Source organism: Halomonas sp. SL18_1 (assembly GCF_055755715.1).
This window is the reverse complement of record NZ_JBVTRK010000001.1, coordinates 1,751,518-1,777,802: the sequence shown is the minus strand read 5'-3', so window position 1 is coordinate 1,777,802 and position 26,285 is coordinate 1,751,518. Positions and strand designations below refer to the sequence as shown.

Here is a 26,285-nt window from a genome sequence, read left to right as displayed (position 1 = left end):
ACCTGCCTTCGCCGACTGGCTCAGCGAGCGAGCCAGTCGAACAGTTCATCCACCTCACCGGCGGTAAACACCGGGCGACTCGCGGCAAGCCGCGCCGGTGCATGCACGCCCCAGGTCACCGCGACTCGATCCATCCCCAGGGCCCGCGCCATCTCCAGGTCGTACTCGGTATCGCCAACCATCACCGCCTCCTCGACGCCAACGCCGAGCTCATCGAGCAGCTCCTCGAGCATCTGGGGGTGCGGCTTCGAGCGGGTTTCATCGGCGGTGCGGCTGGCGTGAAACCAGCTGCCGCTGTCGCTCTCTCGGAACACGCGATCGAGTCCCCGGCGGCTCTTGCCGGTGGCCACCGCCAGGCGCCGTTCCTGGCGCTCCCGCAGTCTCGCCACGCCGGCCTCCACTCCGGGAAAGAAGCGCATGGGCGTGGTATCGCCCTGCACGAAATGGAAGGCATAGCGGCTGCGCAGCAGCTCGGCGCGGCCGGGATCGATGCCGGGACAGAGCCGCTCGATGGCCTCGGGCAACCCCAGGCCAATGATATCCCGTACCGCCTCGTCGGCCAGCTCCCCCAGTCGGCATCACGCGATGCCGACTGCATGCTGGACACGATACGGGCGGCGGAATCCATCAGGGTGCCGTCCCAGTCAAAGATCATCAATCGATAGCGCATCAGGGCTCCGGTCGGTCGGGTAGGCTTATCGGGTCGTCCGCGCTTGCCCAAGCACGGCTTCCAGGTCCTCGGGCAGCGGGGCGCGAATCTGCACCGGACGGCCGCTGGTCGGCTCAGGGAAGGTCAGCGAGGTGGCATGCAGGAACAGGCGGGACAGCCCCAGCCGCCTGGCGAGACTCTCGCCCTCCCGGGAGCCGTACTTGTCGTCGCCCAGCAGCGGATGACCGGCATGGGCAGCATGCACGCGAATCTGGTGGGTTCGTCCGGTTACCGGCTCGGCCGCCACCAGGGTGACCTTCTCGAAGGTCTCGCGCACCGCAAACCGCGTGCGCGCCACCTTGCCGTCGGCATCCACCCGCACCCGACGCTCCCCGTTGCCGGCGTCATAGCGGTCAAGTCGGGCGCTGACGAAGTCGCGTCGTGCCGGCCAGCGCCCGGCCACCAGCGCCAGATACTGCTTGTCCATCCGGTGCTGCTTGAGCGAGTCATTGAGCGCCAGCAGGGCCGGACGCGACTTGGCCAGCAGCAGGCAGCCCGAAGTGTCGCGATCCAGGCGGTGGACGAGCTCCAGAAAGTCGAGATCCTCGCGCACCTGGCGCAGCGCTTCGATCAGGCCGATCTTGACCCCGCTTCCGCCGTGCACGGCGAGCCCTGCCGGCTTGTTGATCACCAGCCAGTCGCGCCCCTCCACCAGCACGCTGCCGGCCAGCAGGTTGCGCAGGCTGTCACTGACCGCCCTGACCGCCTCACGCGGCGCCAGCTTGAGGGGAGGAATACGCACCAGGTCACCCACCGCCAGACGGGTATCCGCCTTGACACGCTTCTTGTTGACCCGCACCTCGCCCTTGCGCACGATGCGGTAGACGAGGGTTCGCGGCACGCCTTTCAGGCGCGCCATCAGGAAGTTGTCGACGCGCTGGCCAGCCTGCCCGTCGCCCACTTCCACCCACTGCACATCGCGTCCTTCGGTCATGTGACTCCCGCTCGAGAAATCGTTGTGAATCGGCATTCTAACGCACTCCGCGGCCCCCTGCGCCAATTGCCGCTCTCACCCATTACTGCTATATTGCCAGCTCGCTCGGATGGATCCCTTCGGTCCCATGGCGCCTGCCCGACAGACACGCAGGCCGGAGCGACGAAATCGGGCCGCAACGACCCCCATCAGAGGTCCTGCCGCCGACGAGTGACGTAATAGCTGCAAGACTCAGAGTTAGGGAAACGCTGAACAAATCGCCGAGCGGAGTGAAGCGCAAGGCGCATGGAGCGCAGGAACCGGAGCCTATGCGGTATAGGTGAGGATTCCGAGCACCGCGCAACGCAGCGATTTGCCCGTGCAGGCATTTGTGCAGTGTTTCCTTAGGTGAAAGACAGCTCAGGCCAGTGCAACACGCGCTGCCCCGATACGAACAAGCAGTAACGCCACGCCCGGATCCCGGCTCGCCAGCACACTGCTGGCGGGCGGTGGCCACGGGAATCGTTCAACATCGTGCCGGTGGCCGGCGTTGGCGAATCGATGAATGCCAGGTGTCTGGCGGTGACCGCAGGGCCGGATGGGAGAAGCCCCACCGAGACATGTCCTGCCTCCGCCGCGTACTCAACATGATCATCTCGAGCCGGCGCTCTACCTGGGCCGGCTCGAGCGGGCGCTACCGTGCATCCGCGACATGCGCTGAGCTACAAGCACGCAGCACCCAGAGGTTCGCCTTCGTCGTCGCCTTCGGGCGCCCACCGGCGCGTCCAGTTTGCGAGACAACATGAAACGGATGCTCATCAATGCGACCCAGCCCGAAGAGCTGCGCGTCGCTCTGGTCGATGGACAGCGCCTCTATGACCTGGACATCGAATCGGGTGCCCGGGAGCAGAAGAAGGCCAACATCTACCGCGGCAAGATCACCCGCGTAGAACCCTCCCTCGAGGCCGCCTTCGTCGACTTCGGCGCCGATCGCCACGGCTTCCTGCCGCTCAAGGAGATCTCCCGCGAATACTTCCTGAAAGAGACGTCGGGACGCCCCAGCATCAAGGAGGTGCTCAAGGAGGGCCAGGAAGTCATCGTTCAGGTCGACAAGGAGGAGCGCGGCAACAAAGGCGCGGCGCTGACCACCTTTATCAGCCTGGCCGGCCGCTTCCTGGTGCTGATGCCCAACAACCCGCGGGCCGGCGGTATCTCCCGGCGCATTGAGGGCGAGGAGCGTAGCCAGCTCAAGGAAGCCATGGGCCAGCTCACCGTCCCCGACAAGATGGGCGTGATCGTGCGCACCGCGGGCATTGGCCGCTCCACCGAAGAGCTGCAGTGGGACCTCGACTACCTGGTTCAGGTGTGGGAGTCGATCACCGAAGAGGCCGGCAAGCGCCCTGCCCCCTTCCTGATCTACCGCGAGTCCAACGTCATCATCCGCGCCATGCGCGACTATCTTCGCCAGGACATCGGCGAGGTGCTGATCGACAGCCCCGAGGTTCACCAGGAGGCGCTGGCCTTCATCCGCCAGGTGATGCCCTCCTACCAGCAGAAGATCAAGCTCTACGCCGACGAAGTGCCGCTCTTCTCGCGCTTCCAGATCGAGTCGCAGATCGAGACCGCCTATGAACGCGAAGTGAAACTGCCCTCCGGCGGCTCCATCGTCATCGACCACACCGAGGCGCTGGTGTCCATCGACATCAACTCGGCACGCGCCACCCGCGGCAGCGATATCGAGGAAACGGCGCTCCAGACCAACCTGGAAGCCGCCGACGAAATCGCCCGCCAGCTGCGGCTTCGCGACATCGGCGGCCTGGTGGTGATCGACTTCATCGACATGAGCCCGGCGCGCAACCAGCGCGAGGTCGAGAACCGCATGCGCGACGCCCTCAAGCTGGATCGCGCCCGGGTGCAGATCGGTCGCATCTCACGCTTCGGGCTGATGGAGATGTCGCGCCAGCGCCTGCGCCCCTCGCTGGGCGAAACCAGCGGCGTGGTCTGTCCGCGCTGTAACGGCCAGGGCACCATCCGCGACGTACGCTCCCTGTCGCTTTCCATCATGCGCCTGATCGAGGAAGAGGCCATGAAGGAGCGCAGCGCCCAGATCCGCGCCATCCTGCCGGTGCCGGTGGCCACCTACCTGCTCAACGAAAAGCGGGCGGTCCTGGCCGAAATCGAACGCCGCCAGGGGGTGCAGGTCATCATGCTGCCCAACCCCGACATGGACACCCCTCACTACGACGTCCAGCGCCTGCGTGACGACCATGTCGAGGAAGAGGGCGGCGTAGAAAAATCCAGCTTCGAGCTCTCGGTCGATACCGAGGTCGGCAAGGAGCCGGACAGCAGCGGCAGCCGACCGGTCCAGCGCGCCGAAGCGGCAGTCAAAACGGTGATCCATAACGAGCCGGCGCCCAGCTCCCTGCAGGAGGAGCCTGCCAGCCCCGCTCCTCCAACAGCACCGGTGCCGGCTGCCTCTGGCGTGCTCGGCCGGCTGGTCAAGGGCGTAGCCAAGTGGCTCGGCGGCAGCGAAGAAGAAGCCGGCAGCGAGCCGTCGCGCAAGCCGAGTCCACCTCAGCAGCCGACTCAGCGCAGCACGACGAACGGTGAGGAGCGTGGCGGCAGAGGCCGCAACCGCCGTCAGCGCAGTGAGCGCGCCGACAGCCGTGACGACGGTCGCGGCCAGCCGCGTGGCCAGGGGCGTCAGCAGGAGACCCGCGGCGACACCCGTCAGGACGGCGAGAGCCGCGGCGGTCGCCCAAGCCGTGGCGGCCGCGGCCAGCGCCCGGACAGAAACCAGCAGGAGGATGGCCGTCAGGGCGGTCGCGGCCAGCAGGAGAGCGGAAGCCGTCAGGCCGGCCCGCAGTCCGGCGGCCGCGATACAGCGCCCCGCCGCCAGAAGCCGGAGAGTGCCGACAAGGCGCCGGGAAAAACCACCGAGGCGCCGGGAAAAACCACCGAGAAGGTAGCCGAGGCCGCGGAAAAGCCAGAGAACGGCAAGCCCAAGCGCACCCGTAACAACCCGCGCAACCGCTCGCGCCAGCATGCCCTCAACCCCCAGGCCGAGGCCGAGCAGAAGCGGCTGCAGGCACAAGCCGCCGCGGCTCAGCCAGCAGAGGGGGCTGAGGCGCCCAAGGCCGAGACCAAGGCTGAGGCCAAGCCGGCAGAGAAGACCGCCGAGGCGCCCAAGGCCGACGTCAAGCCTGACGCCAAGCCGGCCGAGAAGGCTGCCGAAGCGCCCAAGGCCGACGTCAAGCCTGACGCCAAGTCGGCCGAGAAGGCCGCCGAGGCGCCCAAGGCCGACGCCAAGCCCGAGCTTAAACAAGAGCCCAAGCCGGCCGAGAAGGCCGCCGAAGCGCCCAAGGCCGACGCCAAGCCTGAGCCCAAGCCGGCCGAGAAGGCCGCCGAGGCGCCCAAAGCCGACGCCAAGCCTGAGCCCAAGCCGGCCGAGAAAGCCGCCGAAGCGCCCAAGGCCGAGACCAAGGCTGACGCCAAGCCGGCCAAAAAGGCCGCCGAGGCGCCCAAGGCCGAGACCAAGGCTGACGCCAAGCCGGCCGAAAAGGCCGCCGAGGCGCCCAAGGCCGAGACCAAGGCTGACGCCAAGCCGGCCAAAAAGGCCGCCGAGGCGCCCAAGGCCGAGCCCAAGGCTGACGCCAAGCCGGCCGAAAAGGCCGCCGAGGCGCCCAAGGCCGACGCCAAGCCGGCCGAAAAGGCCGCCGAGGCGCCCAAGGCCGACGCCAAGCCCGAGCTTAAACAAGAGCCCAAGCCGGCCGAGAAGGCCGCCGAAGCGCCCAAGGCCGAGACCAAAGCTGACGCCAAGCCGGCCGAGAAGGCCACCGAGGCGCCCAAGGCCGAGGCCGAGACAGCCGCCGCCGGTAGCGATGACAGTGACAAGCCTTCAGCGGCATCCCGGCGCCGTCGGCGCCGCGCCCACAACGACCCGCGGGAAATCCGCCGCCGGGAGCAGGAAGGCAAGGCGCAGGACGGCAAGCAGGGCTAGACCAGCCCCTGCACCATAGCGACGACGCCCGCGCAGATTGCGCGGGCGTCGTCCGTTAGGGCCGGCGGCTTTCTTGGGCTCAGCCGGCCAGCCGCGGCTCACGCTCCAGCGTCACCGCGAAGCGGGCGTATACCCGCGCCGCTACCCCCTCGGCAAAGGCCAGCAGCTCGGCGGCACTGCCGCCGCCGAAGTGCACCAGCACCAGCGCCTGGCGCTCATGCACACCGAAGTGACCAGCCCGCCAGCCCTTGAGGCCGCAGCGGTCGATCAGCCAGCCGGCAGCCAGCTTGACCCGTCCATCGGCCTGCACGAATTGGGGCATCTCGGGGTAGTCGGCCAGCAGCGCTTCGGCCTGTGCCCTCTCTACCACCGGATTCTTGAAAAAGCTGCCGGCGTTGGCAAGCGTTGCCGGGTCGGGAAGCTTCTCGCCACGTATCGCACAAACCGCCTCGGCCACGGCCAGCGGCGTGGGCTCTCCCCTTACCCGACTTGCCAGGTCGCCGTAATCGAGCCGAGGCCGCGGCGCTCTCGACAGCCGTAGCACCAGGCGGGTGATGACCACGCGCCCGGCAAGCTCGCCCTTGAAGATGCTGTCGCGATAGCCGAAGGCACAGTCGGCGGGGGTGAACAGCGCGTCGCGGCCATCCTCCAGGTAGCGCAGATGCACCGCCTCGAGCACATCGTCGAGCTCCACGCCGTAGGCGCCGATGTTCTGGATCGGCGCGGCACCGCAGTGGCCGGGTATCAGTGCCAGGTTCTCGACGCCCCACAGCCCGTGGGCGGCTAGCGTCATCACCAGCGCGTGCCAGTTGACACCGGCCTCGGCGTGAACGCGTACGCTACCGGCATCGCCCTCCTCCAGCCACCAGCCGGCCATCGCCGGCTGCACCACCAGTCCAGGCAGGCGCTGGGGCAGGATCAGGTTACTCCCCCGCCCAGCAGGGTCAGCGGCCAGCCCCGCCGGGCCGCCAACTGTAGCACCTCGCGAAGCGGAGCGTCGCCGTCGGGCGCCGCGAACCGCTCTGCCATGCAGGGCAGTCCCAGGGTGTTGGCCCGCGTCAGGTCGTGTTCGGCAAGGATCGTCGCGCTCAACGCCGCCCCGCCTCGAGACGCTGACGAATTTCCGCCACCAGCCCCCGGGAGGCCGCCTCGATCAGATCGAGTACTTCTTCGAACCCCTGCTCACCGCCGTAGTAGGGATCGGGCACCGCGCGATCCGGCTCGCCGGCGAAGGCCAGGAAAAGCCCGAGATGGGAGGCACAATCGGGCGGTCGGCGCGTCTCCAGGACCGCCAGGTTGTCGTGATCCATGGCCAGCAGGTAATCGAAATGCTGGAAATCCGCGTCGCTGAGCTGGCGGGCGCGCAGCTGGCCAAGCTCGATACCGCGACGAGCCGCAGCCTGCTGGGCCCGTGAATCCGGCGCCTTGCCCACGTGCCACGACCCGACGCCGCAGGAGTCGACCTCTACCCCGTCGGAGAGCCCCTCCGCCGCCAGCTGGCGGCGAAACACACCCTCGGCGGTGGGCGAGCGGCAAATATTGCCAAGACAGACAAAGAGCACACGCATGGTCAGCCTCCTCGCTTGGTTGTGTCCAGCAGCGCTCGCACGCGCTCCAGGTCCTCCAGCGTATCGACGCCGGCAGGGTTGGGTTCGCGTGCCAGCGCCACCTGGATGGCGTGGCCGTGGTGCAGCGCGCGCAGCTGCTCCAGCTGCTCGCGCTGCTCCAGCGGCGACGGCGGCCAGCGGCGATACTCGGCAAGAAAGCCGGCCCGATAGGCATAGAGCCCAATGTGGCGCAGCCAGGTATCGCCCACCAGGGGGCGGGCAAGGCCTTGCCACGCCAGCTTCCCGGCTCCCAGGCGGCTCTATCCCAGGGCACCGGGGCCCGGGAGAAGTAGAGGGCCCGGCCGGAGTGGGCCCGGACCACCTTGACCACATTGGGGTTGAACAGCGCCTCGACGTCGTCGATCGGCTCGGCCAGGGTGGCAATCGAGGCCGCCGGGTCATCGAACAGCCGCGCCGCCACCTGGTCGATCAAGCCAGGGGGAATCGAGCGGCTCGTCGCCCTGGACATTGACTAGCACCGCCTCGTCGGCCAGCCCCAGCCGGTCGGCCACTTCGGCCAGGCGGTCGGTGCCCGAGGGATGGTCATCTCGGGTCATCACCACTTCGGCGCCCCAGGGCACCAGGGCCTCGCGGATGCGCGGGTCATCGGTGGCGACCACCACCCGCGACGCCGCACTCTCACAGGCCCGCCGCCAGACATGGGCGACCATCGGCGCACCGGCAATGTCGAGCAGCGGCTTGCCCGGCAGCCGCGAGGCACCGTAGCGAGCCGGTATCACCGCGACGAAGTCGTTGTCGTCGGCTGTCACTTGCGTCGCCCTCATGGCTCGCCCGTGCGTCCCGGCGAGGGCGGCAACTTCTCGTCGACGTCCATCTGGCGCGCCTCCTCAGGCAGCATCACCGGGATACCGTCGCGAATCGGATAGGCCAGGCCGTCGAAATGGCAGCACAGCTCTTCACGCTCCCGGTCATATTTCAGCTTGCCCTTGCACAGCGGGCAGACCAGCATCGCCAGCAGTTCCTTGTCCATCATTGCACCTCCACACGGGAAATCATCCGCCGCCGGCCTGGGCCCGCGGGGTCACTCAGAAACCGTTCCGTCACTCTGCAACGCCGCGATGCGCCGGGAAAGCCAGGCGCCAAAGCCTGGCGCGGGCTCCGCCTCCACCTCCAGCACCCAGCCGTTGGCCGCCGCAAAGGTCCGACACTTCTCGGCATCCTTGGCGGTCATCACCACCGGCCGACTATCGCCGAACTCGAGATCGGCGCGGCTGAAGCGGTGATGGTCGGCGAAGGGGTGCCCCACTACCTCCAGACCCAGGCCCTCGAGGGTGGCAAAGAAGCGCCCCGGATTGCCGATGCCGGCCACCGCGTGCACCGGCCCGGCAAATGGCGGCGGCGCCACTCCATGGGCCGAGCCATCGGCCAGGGAGCGCCAGCGCTGCGGCGCCAGGCGAAACGCCCAGGCTCCCTCCGGTGGGGGAAGGCCGGTTCGCCGTTGATCAGCAGCGCATCGACCTGCGCCAGGCGCGTCAGCGGCTCGCGCAGCGGCCCGGCGGGCAGACAGTGTCCATTACCAAAGCCGCGGGCGCCGTCGACCACCACCAGCTCGATATCGCGCCCCAGCGCCAGGTGCTGCAGGCCGTCGTCACTGATCAGGATATCGCAGCCCAGCTCGCACAGCATCCGCGCCCCGCGCGGCCGGTCCGGGTCCACCACCACCGGCAGGCCGGTCTGGCGGGCCAGCATGCGCGGCTCGTCGCCGCACTGGGCGACCGGGGTGTCGTCCAGCACCCGCAGCGGATAGCCGGCCGCCTTGCCGCCATAGCCCCGGGAGACGATGCCCGGCCGCCACCCCTGCTCGCTGAGGTAGCGACCCAGCCAGGCCACCAGCGGCGACTTGCCGGTGCCGCCCAGGGTGATGTTGCCCACCACGACCACCGGCACCTCGGCCCGCCACACCGGGCGCCGCCCGTCACGGTAGGCAGCGGCACGGCGCGTGATCGCCAGCCGATAGAGCGCCGCCAGGGGGCGCAGCAGTGCCAGCCAGGGAGCGCCGCGATAGGCGGCCTCGAGCCAGCGCTCCCCCAGGCCCATCATGACTCCTGAAACTGCAGCCGATGCAGGGCGGCATAGGCGCCGTCGCGGGCCAGCAGCTCGGCGTGGGAGCCCTGCTCGACGATGCGGCCCTGCTCCATGACGAGGATGCGGTCGGCGCGCTCGATGGTGGAGAGGCGATGGGCGATGACGAAGGTGGTACGACCGCGGCACACCTCCTCTAGGGCCGCCTGGATGTAGCGCTCCGACTCGGTATCCAGGGCCGAGGTGGCCTCGTCGAGAATCAGCAGCGGTGCATCCTTGAAGATGGCCCGGGCGATGGCCAGGCGCTGGCGCTGGCCGCCAGACAGCATCACGCCGTTATCGCCCACCACGGTGGCATAGCCCTCGGGCAGCTGCTCGATGAACTCGTGGGCGTGGGCGGCCCGGGCCGCCGCCTCGACCGCAGCCGGGTCGGCGCCGGGCTCACCGTAGGCGATATTGTCGGCGATGCTGGTATTGAACAGAGTGACCTGCTGGGAGACCAGGGCGATCTGGCGGCGCAGTGGGGCCAGCCGGTAGTCGTCCAGGGGCACCTCGTCGATAAGCAGTCGCCCCTGGGTGGGCCGGTAGAAGCGCGGCAGCAGGCCAACCAGGGTCGACTTGCCGCTGCCCGAACGGCCGACGATGGCCACCATCTCCCCGGCCCGCACGCTCAGATCGATCCCCTTGAGCACCTCCGGCTGATCCTCGCCGTAGCGAAAGCGCACCCCCTCGAACACCACCCGGCCGCTGAGGCGCCCCGGCTCCACGCGGCCCTCATCGGGCTCGGCGGGCACCTCCAGCAGGCCGAACAGCTCGGCGGAGGCGGCGATCCCCTTCTGGATCTCGCTGTTGACCTCGGTGAGCTGGCGCACCGGCTTGGCCATCAGCGATGCCGCGGTGATGAAGGCCACGAACTCCCCGGGCGTCATGTCGGCCATCAGCGCCGGCGACATCGCCAGCCACACCAGCACCGCCAGCGACAGCGCCACCAGCAGCTGGATCACCGGGGTGCTGATCGCCTTGGTCAACGCCTCCTTCATGCTTTGCTGACGGTTGTAGTCGCTGGCCGCGGCGAAGCGGGCCTTTTCGAAGGCCTCGGCGCCGTGGGTGCGCACCACCCGGTAGCCGGTCAGCGCCTCGGAGGCCACATGGGTGACATCGCCCATGGAGTGCTGAATGCGCCGTGAGATACGCCGGAAGCGTTTGCTGGCATAGCGGACCACGCCGCCGATCAGCGGGGTCACCGCCAGGAACAGCAGCGTCAGCATCCAGTTGGTCCACAGCAGGTAGCCCAGCAGCCCCAGCACGAAGAGCCCCTCGCGCAGCACGATGGTCACCGCCTTGGTGGCGGCACCGGTGACCTGCTCCACGTGGTAGGTGACCCGCGAGATGAGATGGCCGCTGGAGTGGGCATCGAAGAAGCGCCCCGGCAGGTGCAGCATATGATCGAAAACATTGCAGCGCAGCGCATGGACCACGTTGCGCGCCACGTTGCTCATGAAGTAGGTGCCCAGGAAGGTGCCGAGTCCCCGGGCGGCGAACATGCCCACCACGAACAGCGGCAGGAACAGCCGGAAACTGGCGGTGGGGTCCTGGATGCCGTCGATCAGACGCTTCATCATCTCCGCCAGGGCGGTGCTGGAGGCGGCATAGATGGCATAGCCGAGGATAGCCAGCAGGAAGGAAACCCAGTGCGGTTTCACATAGCCCAGCAGGCGCCGGTAGAGCGTCCAGCCCGAACGTTGGGTGCCGTCTTGAGTCACGGTGTCTCCGTTGGCAGCGGTGGCGCGGTGGCGTCTCGAGTGGCGATACGGACCCGCTGGATACCCAGCGCCCCTGCCTGGTCGAGGGCTCTAACCACGTCGGCATGGGCGGCACGGGCGTCGGCCTCCACCACCAGGCCGTGCTGCCGGGCCGGCTCGGCCTCCGCCGCCAGGGCCTCGGCGAGCCCCGCCGCGGCGAGGTCGCGGTCACCGAGCCGGTAGCCTCCCTGTTCGGTGACCACCAGGGTCACCGGCGACGACTCCAGGTCGGTGCCGGCGACGCTCTCCGGCAGGGTGAGCTCCAGCGCCTGGCGGGTCTCGAAGGTGGTGGAGACCATGAAGAAGATCAACAGCAGGAAGACGACATCGATCAGCGGCGTGAGGTTGACCTCCACCGGATCGCGGCGCCGGCGCACGAACCTCACGAGCGCTTCACCTCCGGCGCGATGCGCCCGTCGGCCTCGCGCCGATCATCCGCGGCCCGAGCGCCGCCGCGAGGCTCGCTCTCCGGGCCTTCGCTGACGCCGAGTTCCCCCTGATAGTGGGCGAGAAACTCGACGACCTGCCCGGCCTGCTCCTCCATGCGCACGGTGATGTCCTCGACCCGGCGCTGGAAATAGCGGTGGAACATCAGCGCGGGGATGGCCACGGTGAGGCCGGCGGCGGTGGTCACCAGGGCCCGGGAGATCCCGCCCGCCAGGTCGGCGGTACGGCCGACGCCGTCGCCGGCCACGATCACTGCGAACACCTCGATCATGCCCACCACCGTGCCCAGCAGGCCGATCAGCGGGGTGATGGCGGCGATGGTGCCCAGCGGGCTCAGGAAGCGCTCCATGTCGTGGATCACCGCGGTGGCGGCCTCCTGCAGCCGAGCGCGCACCTGCTCATGACCCAGCCGCGCATTGCGCAGCCCGGCGGCCAGCACCCCGCCCAGCGGCGAGTGGGCCTCCAGCCAGTAGAGATTGACCTGGCCGCGCACCACCAGGCCGCAGACTTCCTGGCCCAGGCCATACGGGGCGATGCGCCGGACGCGCAGGGTCCACAGGCGCTCGATAACGATCACCGTGGCCACCAGCGAACAGCCCAGCAGGGGCAGCATCAGCCATCCCCCGGCGACGAGCGCATCCATCACGTCCATCCTCACCTCTCCTCACGCGGCCCGGACGGCATCCGGGCAGGCCATCAGTGGGGCGATTCTACCGCATGGCACCCCCCTTCGACACCGCCGCGGCGCCAGGGAGCCTTGCGCTCGGTCGCCGGTGCCACACCGTCGTCACGGCCAAGCCACAGGGTCACGGCGCCATCCTCGGCGGTGCTCCATCGGCAGCTGCCGGCGCGCCGGAAACGCCGCACCACCTCGGCGTGGGGATGACCGAAGGCACTGTGGCGGCCGGCGCTGTAGATCACGTGCTCGGGCGAGAGCCGCTGGACCAGCTGCGGGCCCGAGCTGGTGCGACTGCCGTGATGGCCGGCGACCAGCACAGTGACCGGCCCCTCGACATCGCGCAGGAATGTGCGCTCCACTCGGCGCCCCGCGTCACCGGTGATCAGCAGCCGATGCTCCCCGACGCTCACGTCGAGCACGCAGGAGCGGTCGTTGCTGGAGAGCGCCTGCGTCTCCTTCGGCGGCCACAGCACCCGGTAGCGTATCCCGTCGCGCTCCCATCGCTGTCCGCGACGGCAGGGCGCAAAGGGCACGCCGATCGCTTCGCCCAGCGGGGCCAGAAACTCGCCCACCCGGTGCTGCTCGGCCAGCAGCGGTACGCCGCCGGCATGGTCCAGGTCGTCATGGCTGACCATCACCGCATCGAAGCGCTGCCCCGGCGGCCAAAGAGCTGCCAGCGGGGTAAAGCCGGAACGGAAACGCGGCCCGGTATCGTAGAGCAGCCGGTAGCCGGCGCTGCGCAGCTCCACCAGCTGCCCCTGCCCCACGTCCTGCACCCGGACCCGCAACGTGCCGGGTTCCGGCTCGGGGGGGCCAGGGTCAGCATGGCGATCGCCAGTAGCGCGCTGCCCCCGAGGCGCAGCCCCATGGTCAGGGCGGGCAGCGACCAGAGCAGTGCCACCAGCCCCAGCATCAGCGCCAGCGGCAGCACCGTTTCGGGGGCCGGCCACCAGGGCGGCAGCCAGCTCACGGCGAAGGCGAGCAGTGCGATCAGCGCCCGGGCCAGGCGCTCGAAGAGCCACCAGCACAGCGCCGACAGGGGGGCAAAGGGGTCAGCAGCCAGCCTGCCAGCCCCAGCGGCACCAGCAGCGAGCTGACCAGCGGCACCGCCACCAGGTTGACCAGCGGGGCGGCCGGCGCCAGTCGCGCGAAGGCGAGCAGGACGGCGGCGGCCATCAGCGGTGCCAGCAGCAGCTGGGTGCGCACCAGCGCCCAGACCCAGCCGCGCACGCCTCGAGGCCGCGCACGCCCCTGCCAGATCAGGATCAGCAGCGCCACGGCCACGAAGGAGAGCCACAGCCCCGGGCGCCACACCGACAGCGGGTCGACCAGGACCACCAGCCCCAGCGCCAACCACCAGGCCTGCCAGGGCCCGGGGGCGTGGCGCCCGCTTGCCACCCAGAGCCCCACCAGGGTCATCAGCATGGCGCGCATCGCCGGCGGCTGCAGCCCCGACAGCCAGGCGTAACCAACGGCCGCGGCACCGGCCAGCCACCAGGGCCAGGTCGCCAGGCGCCAGCGACCGGGGGTCATCAGCCGCGCCGCACCGCGTGCCACCAGCAGGGTGAAGGTGGCCACCAGGCCCACGTGCAGCCCCGAAATCACCATCAGATGAGTGGTGCCGCTGGCGTTGAGCAGCGCCCAGTCGTCGCGTTCGAGCCGATCGCCGGCGCCCAGGGTCAGCGCCGCCAGCCAGCGACTCGCCGTCGGCGACAGGTCGCGCTCGTCGAGATGGGCCAGCGCCAGGCGCCGCGGCGAGGGCCCCGGGAGCGCCAGCCGCCGCGGCGCCGGCTCGCTTCGCACATAGCCGGTGGCCTGAATGCCCTCCCGCCATAGCCAGGCGCGGTAATCGAAGGCGCCGGGATTGGCGAAGCCCGCCGGCGGACGCAGCCTCACGGTCAGCGCCCAGCGTTCGCCGGGCTGCATGGCTGGGGCCTGGAAATGGCTGAGTCGAATGCGCCGCAGCTCGTCGCAGGGCAGCCGGCCTGCGGCCAGCGGACGGCAGTCGTCGACGCGCACCAGCAGGCGGGTCAGCGCTCCCTGGGTCGTGACCGACTCGAGCCGCCCCTCCACCGCCAGGTCGGCCCGCAGAAGGCCGTCAGGCAGATCCGCCCCCCGGGCCAGCAGCAGCTGCCCCGCCGTCAGCGCCACCACCGCCCCCAGTCCCACCAGACGCCAGCGCCCCGCCGCGACCAGGCCCAAGAGTGCGATCCCCCAGGCCTCCGCTACGCCCGGCGGCGACAGCCAACCCAGCGCCACACCGCCCAGACTCGCCAGCGCCAGCGGCAACGCCACTCCCATACGCACTCCCTTGCCCAGCGGCCGTCGCCCCGGCGAACGGGGACGACGCGCCTTCCCTGGCCTCGCATGCGCGCCCGACCTATTCACGCCACGGCATAGCGACGCCCTCGCCTTCCATGGATAATAGCCCGGTCATCAAGCAGCGAGCCAAGTCGACATGCCGCGCCGATTCCTGCAGCGCTACATGCCCAAGCCCGAGACGCTCAGTCGCCAGCGCTCCCTGCGCTTCATGAGCCATCTGATCGCCGACCCCGGCCTGTGGATTCTTTCGCGGCGCAGCGTCGCCAACGCCTTCTCGGTGGGACTGTTCAGCGCCATGCTGCCGATCCCCTTCCAGATGGTGGTGGCCGCCTTCGGCGCCTGGGTGCTGCGCTGCAACCTGCCCCGTCGGTGGGGCTGGTGTGGATCACCAACCCCCTGACCATGCCGCTGATCTTCTACGGCAACTACCGACTCGGCGCCTGGCTGATGCAGGCCCCGGCCCGAGAGGCGCCAGAGCGTGTCTCCACGCGCTGGATCGCCGAGCAGATGGCCGACATCCTGCCGGCACTGGCCGTCGGCTCGATGGCCTCGGCGCTTATCGCGGGCCTGCTCGGCAACGTGGTCATTCGCCTGATCTGGCGCTGGCAGGTGTCGCGCAGCTGGAAGCGGCGCACCCAGAAGCGCCGCGGAAGACGGCGCGAACTAGAAGAGTGATCCCGGCCCGAGCGGGTCGGGGTGAGCGCTCAGGCGCGCTCGGGCTGCTCGCTGAGACGCCCGCCGTCCAGGCGCAGCACGCGGTCCTGATGGGCGGCCAGGGCGGTATCGTGGGTCACCACCACGAAGGCGCAAGCGGTGGTGCGGGCCAGATCATCCATCAGCGCCAGAATGCTCGCCGCAGTGGTCTGGTCCAGGTTGCCGGTGGGCTCGTCCATCAGCACCAGGCTGGGGTCGGTGACCAGCGCCCGGGCGATCGCCACCCGCTGGCGCTCGCCCCCGGAGAGCTCCCCGGCTTGTGAGCGGCGCGCTCGGCGATGCCCACCTTTTCCAGCAGCTCCCGGGCCCTGGCTTCCGCTGCTTTCTTGCGCTGGCCGCGCACGATCAGCGGCAGCGCGGCGTTCTCCAGGGCGGTGAACTCGGCCAACAGATGATGGAACTGATAGACGAAGCCGATGTGCCGATTGCGAAAGCGGCCCAGCGCGGCCTCGCCGAGTTCCAGCAGGGATTCCCCGGCGATGCGCACCTCCCCCGGCTGGGCCGATCCAGCCCGCCCAGCAGATTGAGCAGAGTGGTCTTGCCGGAGCCGGAGCTGCCGACGACGGCGACTCGCTCGCCGGCCCGCACCTCCAGGGAGAGGCCGTCCAGCACGGTGACATCCTGGGGCCCCTCGCGATAGATTCGCGTCAAATCGTGGCACGCCAGCATCACCTTGCCGCTGGGGGCTGTCGTCTGGCTCATGCTGCTCTCCTGGTTGCGGGTCGCCATATCATTCATAGCGCAGCACCTCGGCGGGCTGGACCCGCGCCGCCCGCCAGGCCGGATAGAGGGTCGAGAGGAAGGTCAGCCCGAAGGCGGCGGCGACGATGTTGCGCACGTCGTCCCAGTGCAGCCGGGACGGCAGGTCGCTGATGAAGTAGACCCCGGCGTCGAGGAACTGGATGCCGAGCAGCGATTCCACTCCACCGATCAGATCGGAGATGGTCAGCGCCAGCAGCACGCCCAGCCCCACGCCCACCAGGATGCCGATCACCCCGATGGCCATGCCCTGCACCATGAAGATGCCCATGATCGAGCGGGGCGTGGCGCCGATGGTGCGCAGGATGGCGATATCGGCGTGCTTGTCGGTGACCACCATGACCAGGGTCGAGACGATATTGAAGGCCGCCACGGCGATGATCACCGTGAGCAGCAGCCCGATCATGCGCTTCTCCATCTGGATCGCCTGAAAGAGGTTGCCGTGGGAGAAGGTCCAATCCACGCCACGATAGCCCGGCCCCAGCTCGTTGACGATGGCCCGGGTCTCGCTGGCCGCGGCGAAGAGATCGTCGAGCTCCAGTCGCAGCCCACCCACGGCGTCGCCCAGGCGCGCCAGCGTCTGCATATCCTCGATATTGGCATAGGCCAGATTGGCATCGAGATCGGCGCCAACGCTGAAGATCCCGCTGACCGTGAAGCGCTTGAGCCGCGGGAAGACGCCGGCCGGGGTGATCGAGGCCTCCGGCACCAGCAGGGTGACCCGGTCACCGACGCCGACGCCCAGATGCCGAGCCAGCATGGAGCCGAGCACCACGTTCCACTCGCCGGGTACCAGGTCGTCCAGGCTCCCCTGGCGCATGTGGCGACCGATGATCGAGACGCGATCCTCCCACTCGGGATGAATGCCATTGACCATGGCGCCCTCGTTGCGCCCGGCCACCGAGAACATGCCCTGCTGCTGAATATAGGGGGCGGCGCCGATCACCCGCTCGCGCTGGGTAAGCTGCTCGGCCAGCGCTTCCCACTCCACCAGGCCGGTGCGCGACTCGATCTTGGTGTGGGGCACCATGCCCAGAATCCGGGTGCGCAGCTCGTGGTCGAAGCCATTCATCACCGACAGCACCAGAATCAGCACCGCCACGCCCAGCATCAGCCCCAGCATGGAGGTCAGTGAGATGAAAGAAATGAAGTGGTTACGGCGCTTGGCGCGCACATAGCGCAGCCCGATCAGCAGTGGCAGGCGGTCTAGCATCATGGCGTTCCTTGTCAGCGGGGGATCATGGTACGGTTTTTTGCTCCGCGCTGCACCGGGGGCACCGCGCGTTTCCGCGATGCTTGCAACTTTGACGGGCACGGCCGACACGCGCCCTGATAGACTGGGCACCTGCCGAGATCTCACGGCCTACCCAGACCACGCGAGAGCCGAGATGTTTCGCACCCTTGCCATGCTGCGCTCGCTGCAGAGCGCCCACGCCTCCCTGCAGGACACGCGGGAAACCATTCAGCGCGCCTGCGACTATCGCTGGCTGCGCCGGGCCTTTCCCCACGGGGTGCTGACCGCGACGTCCCGCCGCCTGCACGACGGTACCCCCGCGATCGCGGTGGCGCTGCCGTTTGCGGCCACGGCGGAGCGCATGGACGGGGCAACTGGCCCGCGGCGCCGGCCGAGCGCGAGGGCTGCCGGGTCGACGGTGCCCACGCCTGCCGAGCCGCCGGCGCGCCGGCCTACCGCACCCTGGAGAGTCTCTCCCAGGGGCTGGTGCACGGCGCCGTGGGCGTGCTGCCCGATGCGGCCCGCTTCGACTACCTGCTCAACCAGCGGGCCCTGACTCTGACCTGGCGACGCACCGCGAGCCTGCCCGAGAAGCTGGCCCGGTCGCTGCTGGAAACTCTTGACCCCGAAGCGGCCGAGGTGGCCGAGCGCCGCGGGCTGCTGCTGCTCGAGGTCAGCGTGCCCTGTGCCGATGACCGGATCCAGGCCAGCGGCGAGTGGCTCGACGAGCGGCTCGACCAGTACCGCCGCCTGCTGCCCAGCGCCCCGCGCTCCTGACGCCCGGGGGCGTCGTCTCCTCCAAGGACTTGCATCCTGCTCAGGCGCCGCCTACATTTCGCCAGCGCCGACCGACCGGCCGCGCCCCCCTAGACTCCCGACGTAAGGCTCTGCTCCATGGCCAACCGCCTGCTCCCCGAATGGCACCCCCAGGACGCCGTCCAGCTCACCTGGCCGGCGCCGACCAGCGACTGGGCCCCGCTGCTCGAGCGCATCGAGGCCACCCTGGAGGCCATGGTGGTGGCCATCGCCCGCTATCAGCGGGTGCTGATCAGCGTGCCCGATGGCGCGACCCGGCGCCATCTCGCCCACCGCCTGGCCTGCCTGGGCGTGGCCGCCGACCGGCTGACCCTGGTCGTCGCCGACAGCGACGACACCTGGACCCGGGATCACGGCCCGCTGGCCATTGAGCGCGATGGGGAACTCGTCCTGCTCGACTATGTCTTTACCGGCTGGGGCGGCAAGTTCGAAGCCGCCCGTGACAACACCCTGACCCGGCGCCTGGCCGATACCGACGTCTACGCCTGCCCGGTGATCAGCCACGACCTGGTGCTGGAGGGAGGGGCTATCGAGTGCAACGGCGAAGGGACATTGCTCACCACCGAAGCCTGCCTGCTCAACCCCAACCGCAACCCGACCCTGGACCGTGACGCGGTGGAGAACAGGCTGCGCGACGACCTCGGGGCGAGCCGGGTGCTGTGGCTGGCCAACGGCCATCTGGAAGGCGACGACACCGACAGCCATGTGGACACCCTGGCGCGCTTCTGCGACCCGGCCACCATCGCCTATGTGCGCTGCGACGACGAGGCCGACCCCCACTACCCGGCCCTGGCCGCCATGGAGGCGGAGCTCAAGGCGCTGCGGCAGGCCGACGGCAGCCCCTATCGGCTGATCGCCCTGCCCTGGCCGCGGCCCTGCCACGACCCGGAGGACGGCCACCGCCTGCCGGCCACCTATGCCAACTTCCTGATCATCAACGGCGCGGTGCTGGTGCCCACCTACGGCGACGCCGCCGACACCCGGGCGCTGACCGCCCTGGCCGGCGCCTTCCCGGGGCGCGATATCATTCCCATCGAGTGCCTGAGCGTGATCCGCCAGCACGGCAGCCTGCACTGCCTCACCATGCAGCTGCCCAGGGCAGCCTGGCCGACCTGACCTGAGGGCAGATCGGAAGCACAACACCAGGGGCGCTGGGGACAAGCCGAAGAGGAGGTCCTACGCCAGGGATGGCGTCGGTAGCGTACAGGGAGGTATTCACAGCGCCTCCTTGCAGGCTTGTCGCCAGAAAAGCCCCGAGAAACGAGCAACCGAGGAGGTTTCATCATGCCCCGCCATCTGAAGGTCGGCCTGGTCCAGCAGCCCGCCTGGCCCGACAAGGCCCGAAGCCTCGCCGAGAGCGAGGCCGGCATCCGCGAGCTGGCCGCCGCCGGCGCCGAGCTGGTCATGCTGCAGGAGCTGCACGCCACCCACTACTTCTGCCAGTACGAAGACACCGCGCTGTTCGACCTGGCCGAGCCTCTGGACGGTCCCACCGGTACCCGCCTGGCGGCGCTCGCCGCCGAGCTCGATATCGTGCTGGTGGGCTCGCTCTTCGAGCGCCGCGCGCCGGGGCTCTATCACAACACCGCGGTGGTCTACGACCGCCAGCAGGGGGCCGTGGGCCACTATCGCAAGATGCATATCCCCGACGATCCGGGCTTCTACGAGAAGTTCTACTTCACCCGGGGGATATCGACGCCGCGCGCGGCCAGGGCTTCGAGCCCATCGACACCTCGGTGGGGCGACTCGGGCTGCTGGTGTGCTGGGACCAGTGGTATCCGGAAGGCGCACGGCTGATGGCCCTGGCCGGCGCGGAGCTGCTGCTCTACCCCACCGCCATCGGCTGGGACCCGGCCGACGACGACGCCGAGAAAGCCCGTCAGAAGGACGCCTGGACGCTGATCCAGCGCAGCCACGGCGTCGCCAACGGCCTGCCGGTGATCGTCGCCAACCGGGTCGGCCACGAGCCCGACCACTCGGGGATGGGCCGCGGCATCGACTTCTGGGGAGGCAGCTTCATCTGCGGCCCCCAGGGCGAACTGCTGGCCCACGCCGGGGTGCAGGCCGAGCGGCTGCTGGTGACCCTGGACATGGCCCGCGGCGAGGAGGTGCGGCGAATCTGGCCATACCTGCGCGACCGCCGCATCGACGCCTATGGGGATTTGACCCGGCGCTATCGGGATTGACAGTGGAGGCCTGGCCAGACGAGAAGGCGTAGCGCACTTGGCGTTCGGCCTCCTGGCGCAGGTCATTGGCACGCTGCGCGGCTTCAGCTGTCGACAGTTCGCGCCGTCGTAGCCCAGGGTCAGGCGCTCGCCGTTGGGGCCTCGCGCTCGATCAGGTTGCCGGCGCCGTCATGGCGGTAGCGGCTGCCGTCGAGCTGGCTGAGCCGGTTGCTACTGTTGGCCGCGGGTGGGTTGCCCGCTTGTGCCTCCAGACGATTACCGGCGGCGTCCATCGGGTAGCGGTGGGCGTGGTCGCCGTGCTGGCTGGCGATCAGCCGCCCGGCCGGGTCGTAGCGGTAGGCGATGGTGCTGGCCTGGCCTTGGCCCTGCTGGGTGCGGAAGGTCATCCGCCCCAGGGCGTCGTACTGGTAGTGCTGCTTGCCCTGGGCGCCTCCCGTGCTGCTGAGGCTCAACTGGGCGATCTGGCCGAGCTCGGTATAGCCGCGCTCCAGAATCAACGGTTGGGGACTGCCATTGGCGTCCGGTGCGCTGAGGTGGAAACGCCGCCGGGTCTCGCGATGCAGGGCATCGGGCTCCAGGGCGATCTCCAGGCCGAGCTCGCTGGCCAGCAGGCCATGCAGGTGGCCGCTGCCGTAGGTCAGCCAACTGAGCTCGGGCAGGTCGCCGAACTGGCTGGCCTGGGGGGCGCCGGTGGCGGTCAGGGTGTGCTGGTGTTGCCACTGCCAGCCGCTATCTCCTTCCAAGCCGGCATGCCGCTGCTGTTCGCCGCTTGGACGCCCCGCCCCCCAGTGTCAGGATGACTGTCGTGCCCTCTGATACCCTGTTCCTATAAACCGATCAGGGGGGCGAAAGGAGACACTCATGCCTCGTTACTCAGAGGAGCGCCGGCAAGCCAGCGGGGTTGGCCGTTGGGGCCGAGTAGCTGCAGCGGGGTGCCCAGGGCGTCGGTGACGTAGGCGCTAAGGCGGCGCGCTGGCTCACCATCGTGCTGCGTTTCATCGATTCTGAGCATGGGCACGAAGGTGCCCGGTTCGTAGACCACGGTGGTGCGCTGGCGATCGGTTTCCTCATGGACCAGGCGGTCGCCGTCCCAGCCGTAGTGGTGGGTGGCGGTGGTGCCGTTGGTGTGGCGCACGCGCTTGCCGATGCGCCGGCCCAGGGCGTCGTAGCGGTAGTGGGCCTCTCGAGTATGACCGTACGCGCTGGTGTGGGTGAGCGTGACCAGGCCTGCCTGCTGGTCAGCGGGCACTCGGCCACGCTACCGCCAGGGAAGGCAGCGAGGTGCCTTCCCTGGCGGGTAGTGCATGGGTGCAACGTCCGTGTTGCATTTATTGGTTGAGTTCAGGTCAAAGGGTCACGGAGCCTGTCAACATAGATGACACATGAAATAGCTCTGGCTCTTTAAAATCCTGCTGCTTGTGGCACCGGTTCCCGCTCGGGATTTAGGTACACGACCTTTGGCAAACTGAGTTTCCGGATGCCACCTGACCAGCGTCCCGGGTGGCGCTGCTTCGCCGCCTCGAAGACTTCCCGGCGCTTCGCCAGGATACCTTCGGCTTCGCCGCTATGACGCTGACTCGGCGTGACGTAGCGAAGCGCACTGTGCCGATGCTCCTGGTTGTACCACTCGGTGAATCGCTGGACCCACTCCTGCGCCTCGGTCAGGGTGGCAAAGCCATCGACGGGAAAACCCGGCCGGTACTTCAGCGTCTTGAAGGCCGACTCGGCGAAGGCGTTGTCGTTACTCACCCGTGGACGGTTATACGACGGGGTGATGCCCAGGTCGTAGAGTTTCTCCAGGAAGGTCGCTGCCTTCATCGGGCTGCCGTTATCTGAGTGGAGAATCAAGGGCTTGTGACGATCCGTGAGGTGCTCTCGCCAGCAGGCCTTTTGAATCAGCTCGGCGGCCAGCTCGCCGGTCTCCGTCTCGTAGACCTCGTGCCCAACGATCTTGCGGCTGAAGACATCCATGATCAGATACAGGTACCACCAAGTGCCGCGTGCTGGGCCTGGCAACCAGCTGATATCCCAGCACCAAAGCCGGTTTGGCGCGGTGGCTTGATGCGTGGTCGGCGGGCGCTTGCGCTGTGGGGCCTGTTGCCGGCCCCGGTGATGTTGCTGGTCGTATTCATGCAGTACTCGATACATCGTCGACTCAGAGGCCAGGTAGCGGCCCTTGTCCGCCTGATCGGCCACGATGAAGGCCGGAGGGCGGCTCCGATACTCCGGGGCGTTGCACAGCGCCACGATTGCCTCCCGCTCCTCAGGCGATAGCTTATTGGCCGGTTCCGGGCGGTCGGCATCGGGGCGGCGATCAGCCGTCACCTCGCCTTCGGCGACCCAGCGATGAGTCAGGTCCGCACGTTGATGCCCATCACCTGACAGGCCTTGGCCAGCCGAGCACCGTCATGCTGGGCATCTTGCACCAGGGTCACGATGCGCTGGCGATCCGGGAGGCTGGTCAGTCGTCCTCGTCGTTGGTCGTGCCCCAGATCGCCTCGGCCTTTTTTGACAGGGCCAGCAGCGCCGCTGTCTCAGCCAGAGCCTTGTCCTTGCGGCGTATCTCACGCTCCAACTGGCGGAGCCGCTTCTTCTCTTCCTTGCGCTCCTGGCGGAGCTGCTTGGCCTGCGCTGCCGCCTCATCGTTGGCGTTCATGCAGGCATCCCGCCAGGCCTCCACCTGCTCGGGGTAGAGCCCACGCTCACGGCAATAGGCGCTGAGCTCGGCCTCGTTCATCGGGGCCGTCTCCAGGACGATTTGGAATTTCTCCTGGCTGGTCCACTGGTCGGGCTGGGTCGAACGTGATGGCAAAACCTGTCCTCGTGCTCTGGCCTGTTTCCGCCAATTGTAGAGGGTTGTCGCTGTGATGCCTTCCTGCTCGGCGAGTTCCGGGATGGTCATGCTCATGGGCGGCGCCATCTTCCGGAGGATGGCTTCCTTACGCTCTGCGGGGTAACGCACGCTGATCACCTCTCAATCCGTTTAGGTGACAACTACGTTGACAGATAGGGGTCACACTAATTAAAAAACTCCGGCACACAGCACAAGCAACTGAGAGAAGAAGAACATAACCGAGCTTTGCGCCCAGGCCATCCTGTTTTTAAAGTTTTTCTCCAAAACTATAAAAAAGTCAAAAAGAAAAACACAGGAAGCGAGCACCATATGACAATGACCAAGGCCAGCCTTGGCATTCTCTCAAGCAAGAGTGGCCGGTTTATAAACATGACCCTATATAATGGCGAAAACAGGAAAAACCCAACTGCGAAAAGCAATAGCCTTGGCATCATGGGAAGACCAATGATGCCTATCACATACAAGACATAGAGCGGAAGCATAGTTAAGCCTTCCACCCATTTATTCCTCCAATAAATCGATGAACCCTGCAAATGCATTAATTTCTCCCAGGAACACACATACCCAAACTGTAATACTGATCAGACAAACCATCGCCATCCATATCGTAAAACCTTGACTGCATAACACTTATACTATTAGGTGAGGCAACCCCAAACACAAACACGAAAAGGGGATGGCCTTTAATAAACGCACCTGTGCCAGGATCAATCTTAAGTGTACCACCGGTAACACTCCCGAGCCTGTTGCCTAATGCTGCGTTAGTCAGTCGTTCAAGCGTAGATCTTGGAGCAGGACCTTGTGAAGTAATGGGGGGCCGGTACGTCCCCGACGTCCTGATTGATCAATATCCCCTGGGCGATTAAACAACCCCAACGGATCCACCATGCCGGTGGGGTTGGTCACATAGCCATACAAGTTCATCCCGCCGTTCAGGCCAATCGGGTCCTGGCTGATATACCGCCCTTGCTGGGGGTCGTAGTAGCGGTGGCGGTTGTAGTAGAGGCCGCTCTCTTCGTCGTGCCACTGGCCCTGGAAGCGGATAGGTTGGGTGACGTTGCGCTCGGCGCGCTGCTTCTTGACCGCGGCCCAGTCGTCGGGGTCGGCGAGCCAGCGGGGTTGGCCGTTGGGGCCGAGTAGCTGCAACGGGGTGCCCAGGGCGTCGGTGACGTAGGCGCTAAGGCGACGCACTGGCTCACCATCGTGCTGCGCTTCATCGATGCGCAGCATGGGCACGAAGGTGCCGGGTTCATAGACCACGGTGGTGCGCTGATGGTCGGTTTCCTCATGCACCAGGCGGTCGCCGTCCCAGCCGTAGTGGTGGGTGGCGGTGGTGCCGTTGGCGTGGCGCACGCGCTTGCCGATGCGCCGGCCGAGGGCGTCGTAGCGGTAGTGGGCCTCGCGGGTATGGCCGTAGGCGCTGGTGTGGGTGAGGTGCACCAAACGGTTGGCGCCGTCGTAGCCCAGGGTCAGGCGTTCGCCGTTGGGGGCCTCGCGCTCGATCAGGTTGCCGGCGCCGTCATGGCGGTAGCGGTTGCCGTTGAGCCGGCTGATCTGGTTATCGGCCTGGGCGGAGGCCTGGCCTTCGAGGCGATTGCCGGCGGCGTCCATCGGGTAGCGGTGGGCGTGGTCGCCGTGCTGGCTGGCGATCAGCCGCCCGGCCGGGTCGTAGCGGTAGGCGATGGTGCTGGCCTGGCCTTGGCCCTGCTGGGTGCGGAAGGTCATCCGCCCAGGGCGTCGTACTGGTAGTGTTGCTCGGCGCTAAGGCCGGGCCTGCCCAGGCTGAGGTGGGCGATCTGGCCGAGGGCGGTATAGCCGCGCTCGAGGATCAGCGGTTGGGGACTGCCATTGGCGTCCGGCGCGCTGAGGTGGAAACGCCGCCGGGTCTCGCGGTGCAGGGCATCGGGTTCCAGGGCGATCTCCAGGCCGAGCTCGCTGGCCAGCAGGCCATGCAGGTGGCCACTGCCATAGGTGAGCCAGCTTAGCTCGGGCAGGTCGCCGAAGCGGCTGGCCTGGGGCGCGCCGGTGGCGGTCAGGGTGTGCTGGTGTTGCCACTGCCAGTCGCTCGCGCTGTGGCTGCCTGCTGGTATGGCGTGATGCCGCTGGCGTTCGCCGCTTGGCCGTCCCGCCTCGTCGAAGACGAACGTGACCTCGCCATGGGCGTTCTCGGCGCCGGCCAACTGGCCATCGGCGCGCCAGTGGTAGCGCTCCGTCGTGGCCGGGGCGGCGTCGGTCTCGGGCAGATGGCGGGCGATCAGCCGGCCGTTGGCGTCGTAATCAAAACGGGTGACCAGCGGCTGGCCGTCGGGGCCCGGGCGGTTGACTTCCGTGCGTTCGATCAGCTGGCCGGCGGCATCATAGGCATAGCGCTGTTCGCGGCCGTCGGGGCCGGTCTCACTGATGAGTCGATCCATCACGTCATAGGCGAAGCGATAGACCGCGCCATTGCCCAGGGTCAGCTCGCCGAGGCGCCCGGCCTCATCATAGGCCAGGGTGGTGTGGCTGCCGTCGGCGTCGATCCGCTGGGCGGGGCGGCCGTAGTCGTCGTAGAAGAGCTGCTGACGGTAGCCCTGGGGACCCTCCTGTTCCACCGGGCGCCCCTGGGCGTCGTGGTGGTGGTGCCAGTGGCTGCCGTCGGGCAGCTGGGTGGACTGGCGCCGGCCCATGACGTCATGGGGGTGCGGGTGGTCTCACCCAGGGCATTGGTGACGCTGACCAGATGGCCGCGGGCGTCATGGGCGTAGCTGGTGCGCCGCTCGGAGCAGTCGGTCTCCGCCGCCAGCTGGCCCAGGGCGTTCCACTCCCGCCGATGGGTTGCCCCTCCCGCATCGGTAATGATCGTGGGCCGGTCGGGCAGGCACGGATCCTCGTAGGCCAGGGTGGTGGTGCCCTCGGGGCCGCTGATCGCCACGGGGTGACCGCGCTCGTTGCGCTCGATCTGCCAGTGCAGGCCTTCGGGGCCTTCGATACGAATGGGTTGCCCCAGGGCGTCGCGCTCGATGGTCCAGCGGCTGCCGTCCGGGGCGGTCTGGGCGATCACCTGGCCCTGCTCATCCCGCTCCATCGCGGTCTCGCGGCCCAGCGGGTCAACGGTGGCGATCTGGTGTCCGGCGCGGTCGTAGCGGAACTCGATCACCGAGCCGTCGGCGCGGGTATGCGCGGTCCAGCGCTGGCCGATCACCTGCCGCCGCAGTCCACGG

Annotated in this window: 17 protein-coding genes and 8 pseudogenes; 6 read left to right on the top strand and 19 right to left on the bottom strand. The window is 68.2% G+C overall.

Annotated elements, in window-relative coordinates; genetic code table 11:
• Positions 1-20 precede the first annotated feature (20 nt).
• Both ACSJDS_RS08970 and ACSJDS_RS08965 read right to left on the bottom strand, forming a co-directional pair.
• A pseudogene (locus tag ACSJDS_RS08970) lies at positions 21-670 on the bottom strand (HAD-IA family hydrolase).
• A 25-nt stretch (positions 671-695) separates the two neighbouring features.
• Positions 696-1,643, bottom strand: a complete 948-nt coding sequence (locus ACSJDS_RS08965; RefSeq protein WP_473032967.1) for an RluA family pseudouridine synthase — start codon at positions 1,641-1,643, stop codon at positions 696-698.
• 781 nt (positions 1,644-2,424) lie between these two features.
• On the opposite strand from ACSJDS_RS08965, the gene rne reads away from it, so the two are divergent.
• Positions 2,425-5,622 (top strand): ribonuclease E, encoded by a 3,198-nt coding sequence (rne, locus tag ACSJDS_RS08960; RefSeq protein WP_473032965.1) that lies wholly within the window; start codon positions 2,425-2,427, stop codon positions 5,620-5,622.
• 79 nt (positions 5,623-5,701) lie between these two features.
• Here rne and murB read toward each other — a convergent pair.
• The 10 genes and pseudogenes from murB to ACSJDS_RS08910 form a co-directional block, all read right to left on the bottom strand.
• Positions 5,702-6,651 (bottom strand): annotated as a pseudogene (murB, locus tag ACSJDS_RS08955) (UDP-N-acetylmuramate dehydrogenase).
• Positions 6,652-6,710: 59 nt separating this feature from the next.
• Positions 6,711-7,190 (bottom strand): low molecular weight protein-tyrosine-phosphatase, encoded by a 480-nt coding sequence (locus tag ACSJDS_RS08950; protein WP_473032964.1) that lies wholly within the window; start codon positions 7,188-7,190, stop codon positions 6,711-6,713.
• Positions 7,191-7,192: 2 nt separating this feature from the next.
• Positions 7,193-8,014: pseudogene (kdsB, locus tag ACSJDS_RS08945) on the bottom strand (3-deoxy-manno-octulosonate cytidylyltransferase).
• Positions 8,011-8,220, bottom strand: a complete 210-nt coding sequence (locus ACSJDS_RS08940; RefSeq protein ID WP_473035005.1) for a Trm112 family protein — start codon at positions 8,218-8,220, stop codon at positions 8,011-8,013. Before ACSJDS_RS08940 ends, kdsB begins: the two are co-directional and overlap by 4 nt.
• A gap of 51 nt (positions 8,221-8,271) precedes the next feature.
• Positions 8,272-9,287 (bottom strand): annotated as a pseudogene (gene lpxK, locus ACSJDS_RS08935) (tetraacyldisaccharide 4'-kinase).
• The gene (msbA, locus tag ACSJDS_RS08930; protein WP_473032963.1) at positions 9,287-11,035 is read right to left on the bottom strand and encodes a lipid A export permease/ATP-binding protein MsbA; all 1,749 of its coding nucleotides are present in this window, start codon (positions 11,033-11,035) and stop codon (positions 9,287-9,289) included. The pseudogene lpxK and the gene msbA overlap by 1 nt, the downstream one beginning before the upstream one ends.
• Complete coding sequence (locus ACSJDS_RS08925) at positions 11,032-11,460, bottom strand: ExbD/TolR family protein (RefSeq protein WP_473032962.1); 429 nt, start codon at positions 11,458-11,460, stop codon at positions 11,032-11,034. Before ACSJDS_RS08925 ends, msbA begins: the two co-directional genes overlap by 4 nt.
• Positions 11,457-12,173: a MotA/TolQ/ExbB proton channel family protein gene (locus ACSJDS_RS08920; protein WP_473032961.1), complete on the bottom strand. Its 717-nt coding sequence runs from the start codon at positions 12,171-12,173 to the stop codon at positions 11,457-11,459. The genes ACSJDS_RS08925 and ACSJDS_RS08920 overlap by 4 nt, the downstream gene beginning before the upstream one ends.
• A 44-nt stretch (positions 12,174-12,217) precedes the next feature.
• Complete coding sequence (locus ACSJDS_RS08915; protein ID WP_473032960.1) at positions 12,218-12,967, bottom strand: ComEC/Rec2 family competence protein; 750 nt, start codon at positions 12,965-12,967, stop codon at positions 12,218-12,220.
• A gap of 223 nt (positions 12,968-13,190) precedes the next feature.
• Entirely contained in the window at positions 13,191-14,501 is a 1,311-nt protein-coding gene (locus ACSJDS_RS08910) for a ComEC/Rec2 family competence protein (protein ID WP_473032959.1), read from the bottom strand.
• Positions 14,502-14,658: 157 nt separating this feature from the next.
• Here ACSJDS_RS08910 and ACSJDS_RS08905 point away from each other — a divergent pair.
• Positions 14,659-15,197 (top strand): annotated as a pseudogene (locus ACSJDS_RS08905) (DUF2062 domain-containing protein).
• 29 nt (positions 15,198-15,226) lie between these two features.
• Here ACSJDS_RS08905 and ACSJDS_RS08900 read toward each other — a convergent pair.
• A pseudogene (locus ACSJDS_RS08900) lies at positions 15,227-15,938 on the bottom strand (ABC transporter ATP-binding protein).
• Positions 15,939-15,966: 28 nt separating this feature from the next.
• The gene (locus tag ACSJDS_RS08895) at positions 15,967-17,208 is read right to left on the bottom strand and encodes a lipoprotein-releasing ABC transporter permease subunit (RefSeq protein WP_473032958.1); all 1,242 of its coding nucleotides are present in this window, start codon (positions 17,206-17,208) and stop codon (positions 15,967-15,969) included.
• A gap of 175 nt (positions 17,209-17,383) precedes the next feature.
• On the opposite strand from ACSJDS_RS08895, the gene ACSJDS_RS08890 reads away from it, so the two are divergent.
• From ACSJDS_RS08890 to ACSJDS_RS08875, 4 genes and pseudogenes are all read left to right on the top strand, one after another.
• Entirely contained in the window at positions 17,384-17,785 is a 402-nt protein-coding gene (locus tag ACSJDS_RS08890; RefSeq protein WP_473032957.1) for a hypothetical protein, read from the top strand.
• Positions 17,734-18,006: a hypothetical protein gene (locus tag ACSJDS_RS08885; protein ID WP_473032956.1), complete on the top strand. Its 273-nt coding sequence runs from the start codon at positions 17,734-17,736 to the stop codon at positions 18,004-18,006. The genes ACSJDS_RS08890 and ACSJDS_RS08885 overlap by 52 nt, the downstream gene beginning before the upstream one ends.
• Positions 18,007-18,123: 117 nt before the next feature.
• Positions 18,124-19,161, top strand: coding sequence for an agmatine deiminase family protein (locus ACSJDS_RS08880; RefSeq protein WP_473032955.1), 1,038 nt, complete (start codon positions 18,124-18,126; stop codon positions 19,159-19,161).
• Between the two features lie 168 nt (positions 19,162-19,329).
• Positions 19,330-20,231: pseudogene (locus tag ACSJDS_RS08875) on the top strand (carbon-nitrogen hydrolase).
• A gap of 119 nt (positions 20,232-20,350) precedes the next feature.
• On the opposite strand, the gene ACSJDS_RS08870 reads toward ACSJDS_RS08875, so the two are convergent.
• The 5 genes and pseudogenes from ACSJDS_RS08870 to ACSJDS_RS08850 all read right to left on the bottom strand — a co-directional run bounded on the left by ACSJDS_RS08870 (position 20,351) and on the right by ACSJDS_RS08850 (position 25,676).
• Positions 20,351-20,974, bottom strand: coding sequence for a hypothetical protein (locus tag ACSJDS_RS08870; RefSeq protein ID WP_473032954.1), 624 nt, complete (start codon positions 20,972-20,974; stop codon positions 20,351-20,353).
• Between the two features lie 116 nt (positions 20,975-21,090).
• The gene (locus ACSJDS_RS08865; protein WP_473032953.1) at positions 21,091-21,480 is read right to left on the bottom strand and encodes a hypothetical protein; all 390 of its coding nucleotides are present in this window, start codon (positions 21,478-21,480) and stop codon (positions 21,091-21,093) included.
• A gap of 152 nt (positions 21,481-21,632) precedes the next feature.
• Positions 21,633-23,151: pseudogene (locus ACSJDS_RS08860) on the bottom strand (IS3 family transposase).
• A 699-nt stretch (positions 23,152-23,850) separates the two neighbouring features.
• Positions 23,851-24,810 carry an RHS repeat-associated core domain-containing protein gene (locus ACSJDS_RS08855; protein WP_473032952.1) on the bottom strand — a complete coding sequence of 320 codons (960 nt, stop codon included), beginning with the start codon at positions 24,808-24,810 and terminating at the stop codon, positions 23,851-23,853.
• Positions 24,807-25,676, bottom strand: coding sequence for a hypothetical protein (locus tag ACSJDS_RS08850; RefSeq protein WP_473032951.1), 870 nt, complete (start codon positions 25,674-25,676; stop codon positions 24,807-24,809). The genes ACSJDS_RS08855 and ACSJDS_RS08850 overlap by 4 nt, the downstream gene beginning before the upstream one ends.
• Between the last annotated feature and the right edge of the window lie 609 nt (positions 25,677-26,285).

Coding starts and splice junctions, on each gene's coding strand:
- ACSJDS_RS08895 (WP_473032958.1), bottom strand. CDS start 17,208: ATGCTAGACCGCCTGCCACTGCTGATCGGGCTGCGCTATGTGCGCGCC.
- rne (WP_473032965.1), top strand. CDS start 2,425: ATGAAACGGATGCTCATCAATGCGACCCAGCCCGAAGAGCTGCGCGTC.
- ACSJDS_RS08880 (WP_473032955.1), top strand. CDS start 18,124: ATGGCCAACCGCCTGCTCCCCGAATGGCACCCCCAGGACGCCGTCCAG.
- ACSJDS_RS08890 (WP_473032957.1), top strand. CDS start 17,384: ATGTTTCGCACCCTTGCCATGCTGCGCTCGCTGCAGAGCGCCCACGCC.
- ACSJDS_RS08910 (WP_473032959.1), bottom strand. CDS start 14,501: ATGGGAGTGGCGTTGCCGCTGGCGCTGGCGAGTCTGGGCGGTGTGGCG.
- ACSJDS_RS08940 (WP_473035005.1), bottom strand. CDS start 8,220: ATGGACAAGGAACTGCTGGCGATGCTGGTCTGCCCGCTGTGCAAGGGC.
- ACSJDS_RS08855 (WP_473032952.1), bottom strand. CDS start 24,810: ATGACCTTCCGCACCCAGCAGGGCCAAGGCCAGGCCAGCACCATCGCC.
- ACSJDS_RS08965 (WP_473032967.1), bottom strand. CDS start 1,643: ATGACCGAAGGACGCGATGTGCAGTGGGTGGAAGTGGGCGACGGGCAG.
- ACSJDS_RS08950 (WP_473032964.1), bottom strand. CDS start 7,190: ATGCGTGTGCTCTTTGTCTGTCTTGGCAATATTTGCCGCTCGCCCACC.
- ACSJDS_RS08920 (WP_473032961.1), bottom strand. CDS start 12,173: ATGGACGTGATGGATGCGCTCGTCGCCGGGGGATGGCTGATGCTGCCC.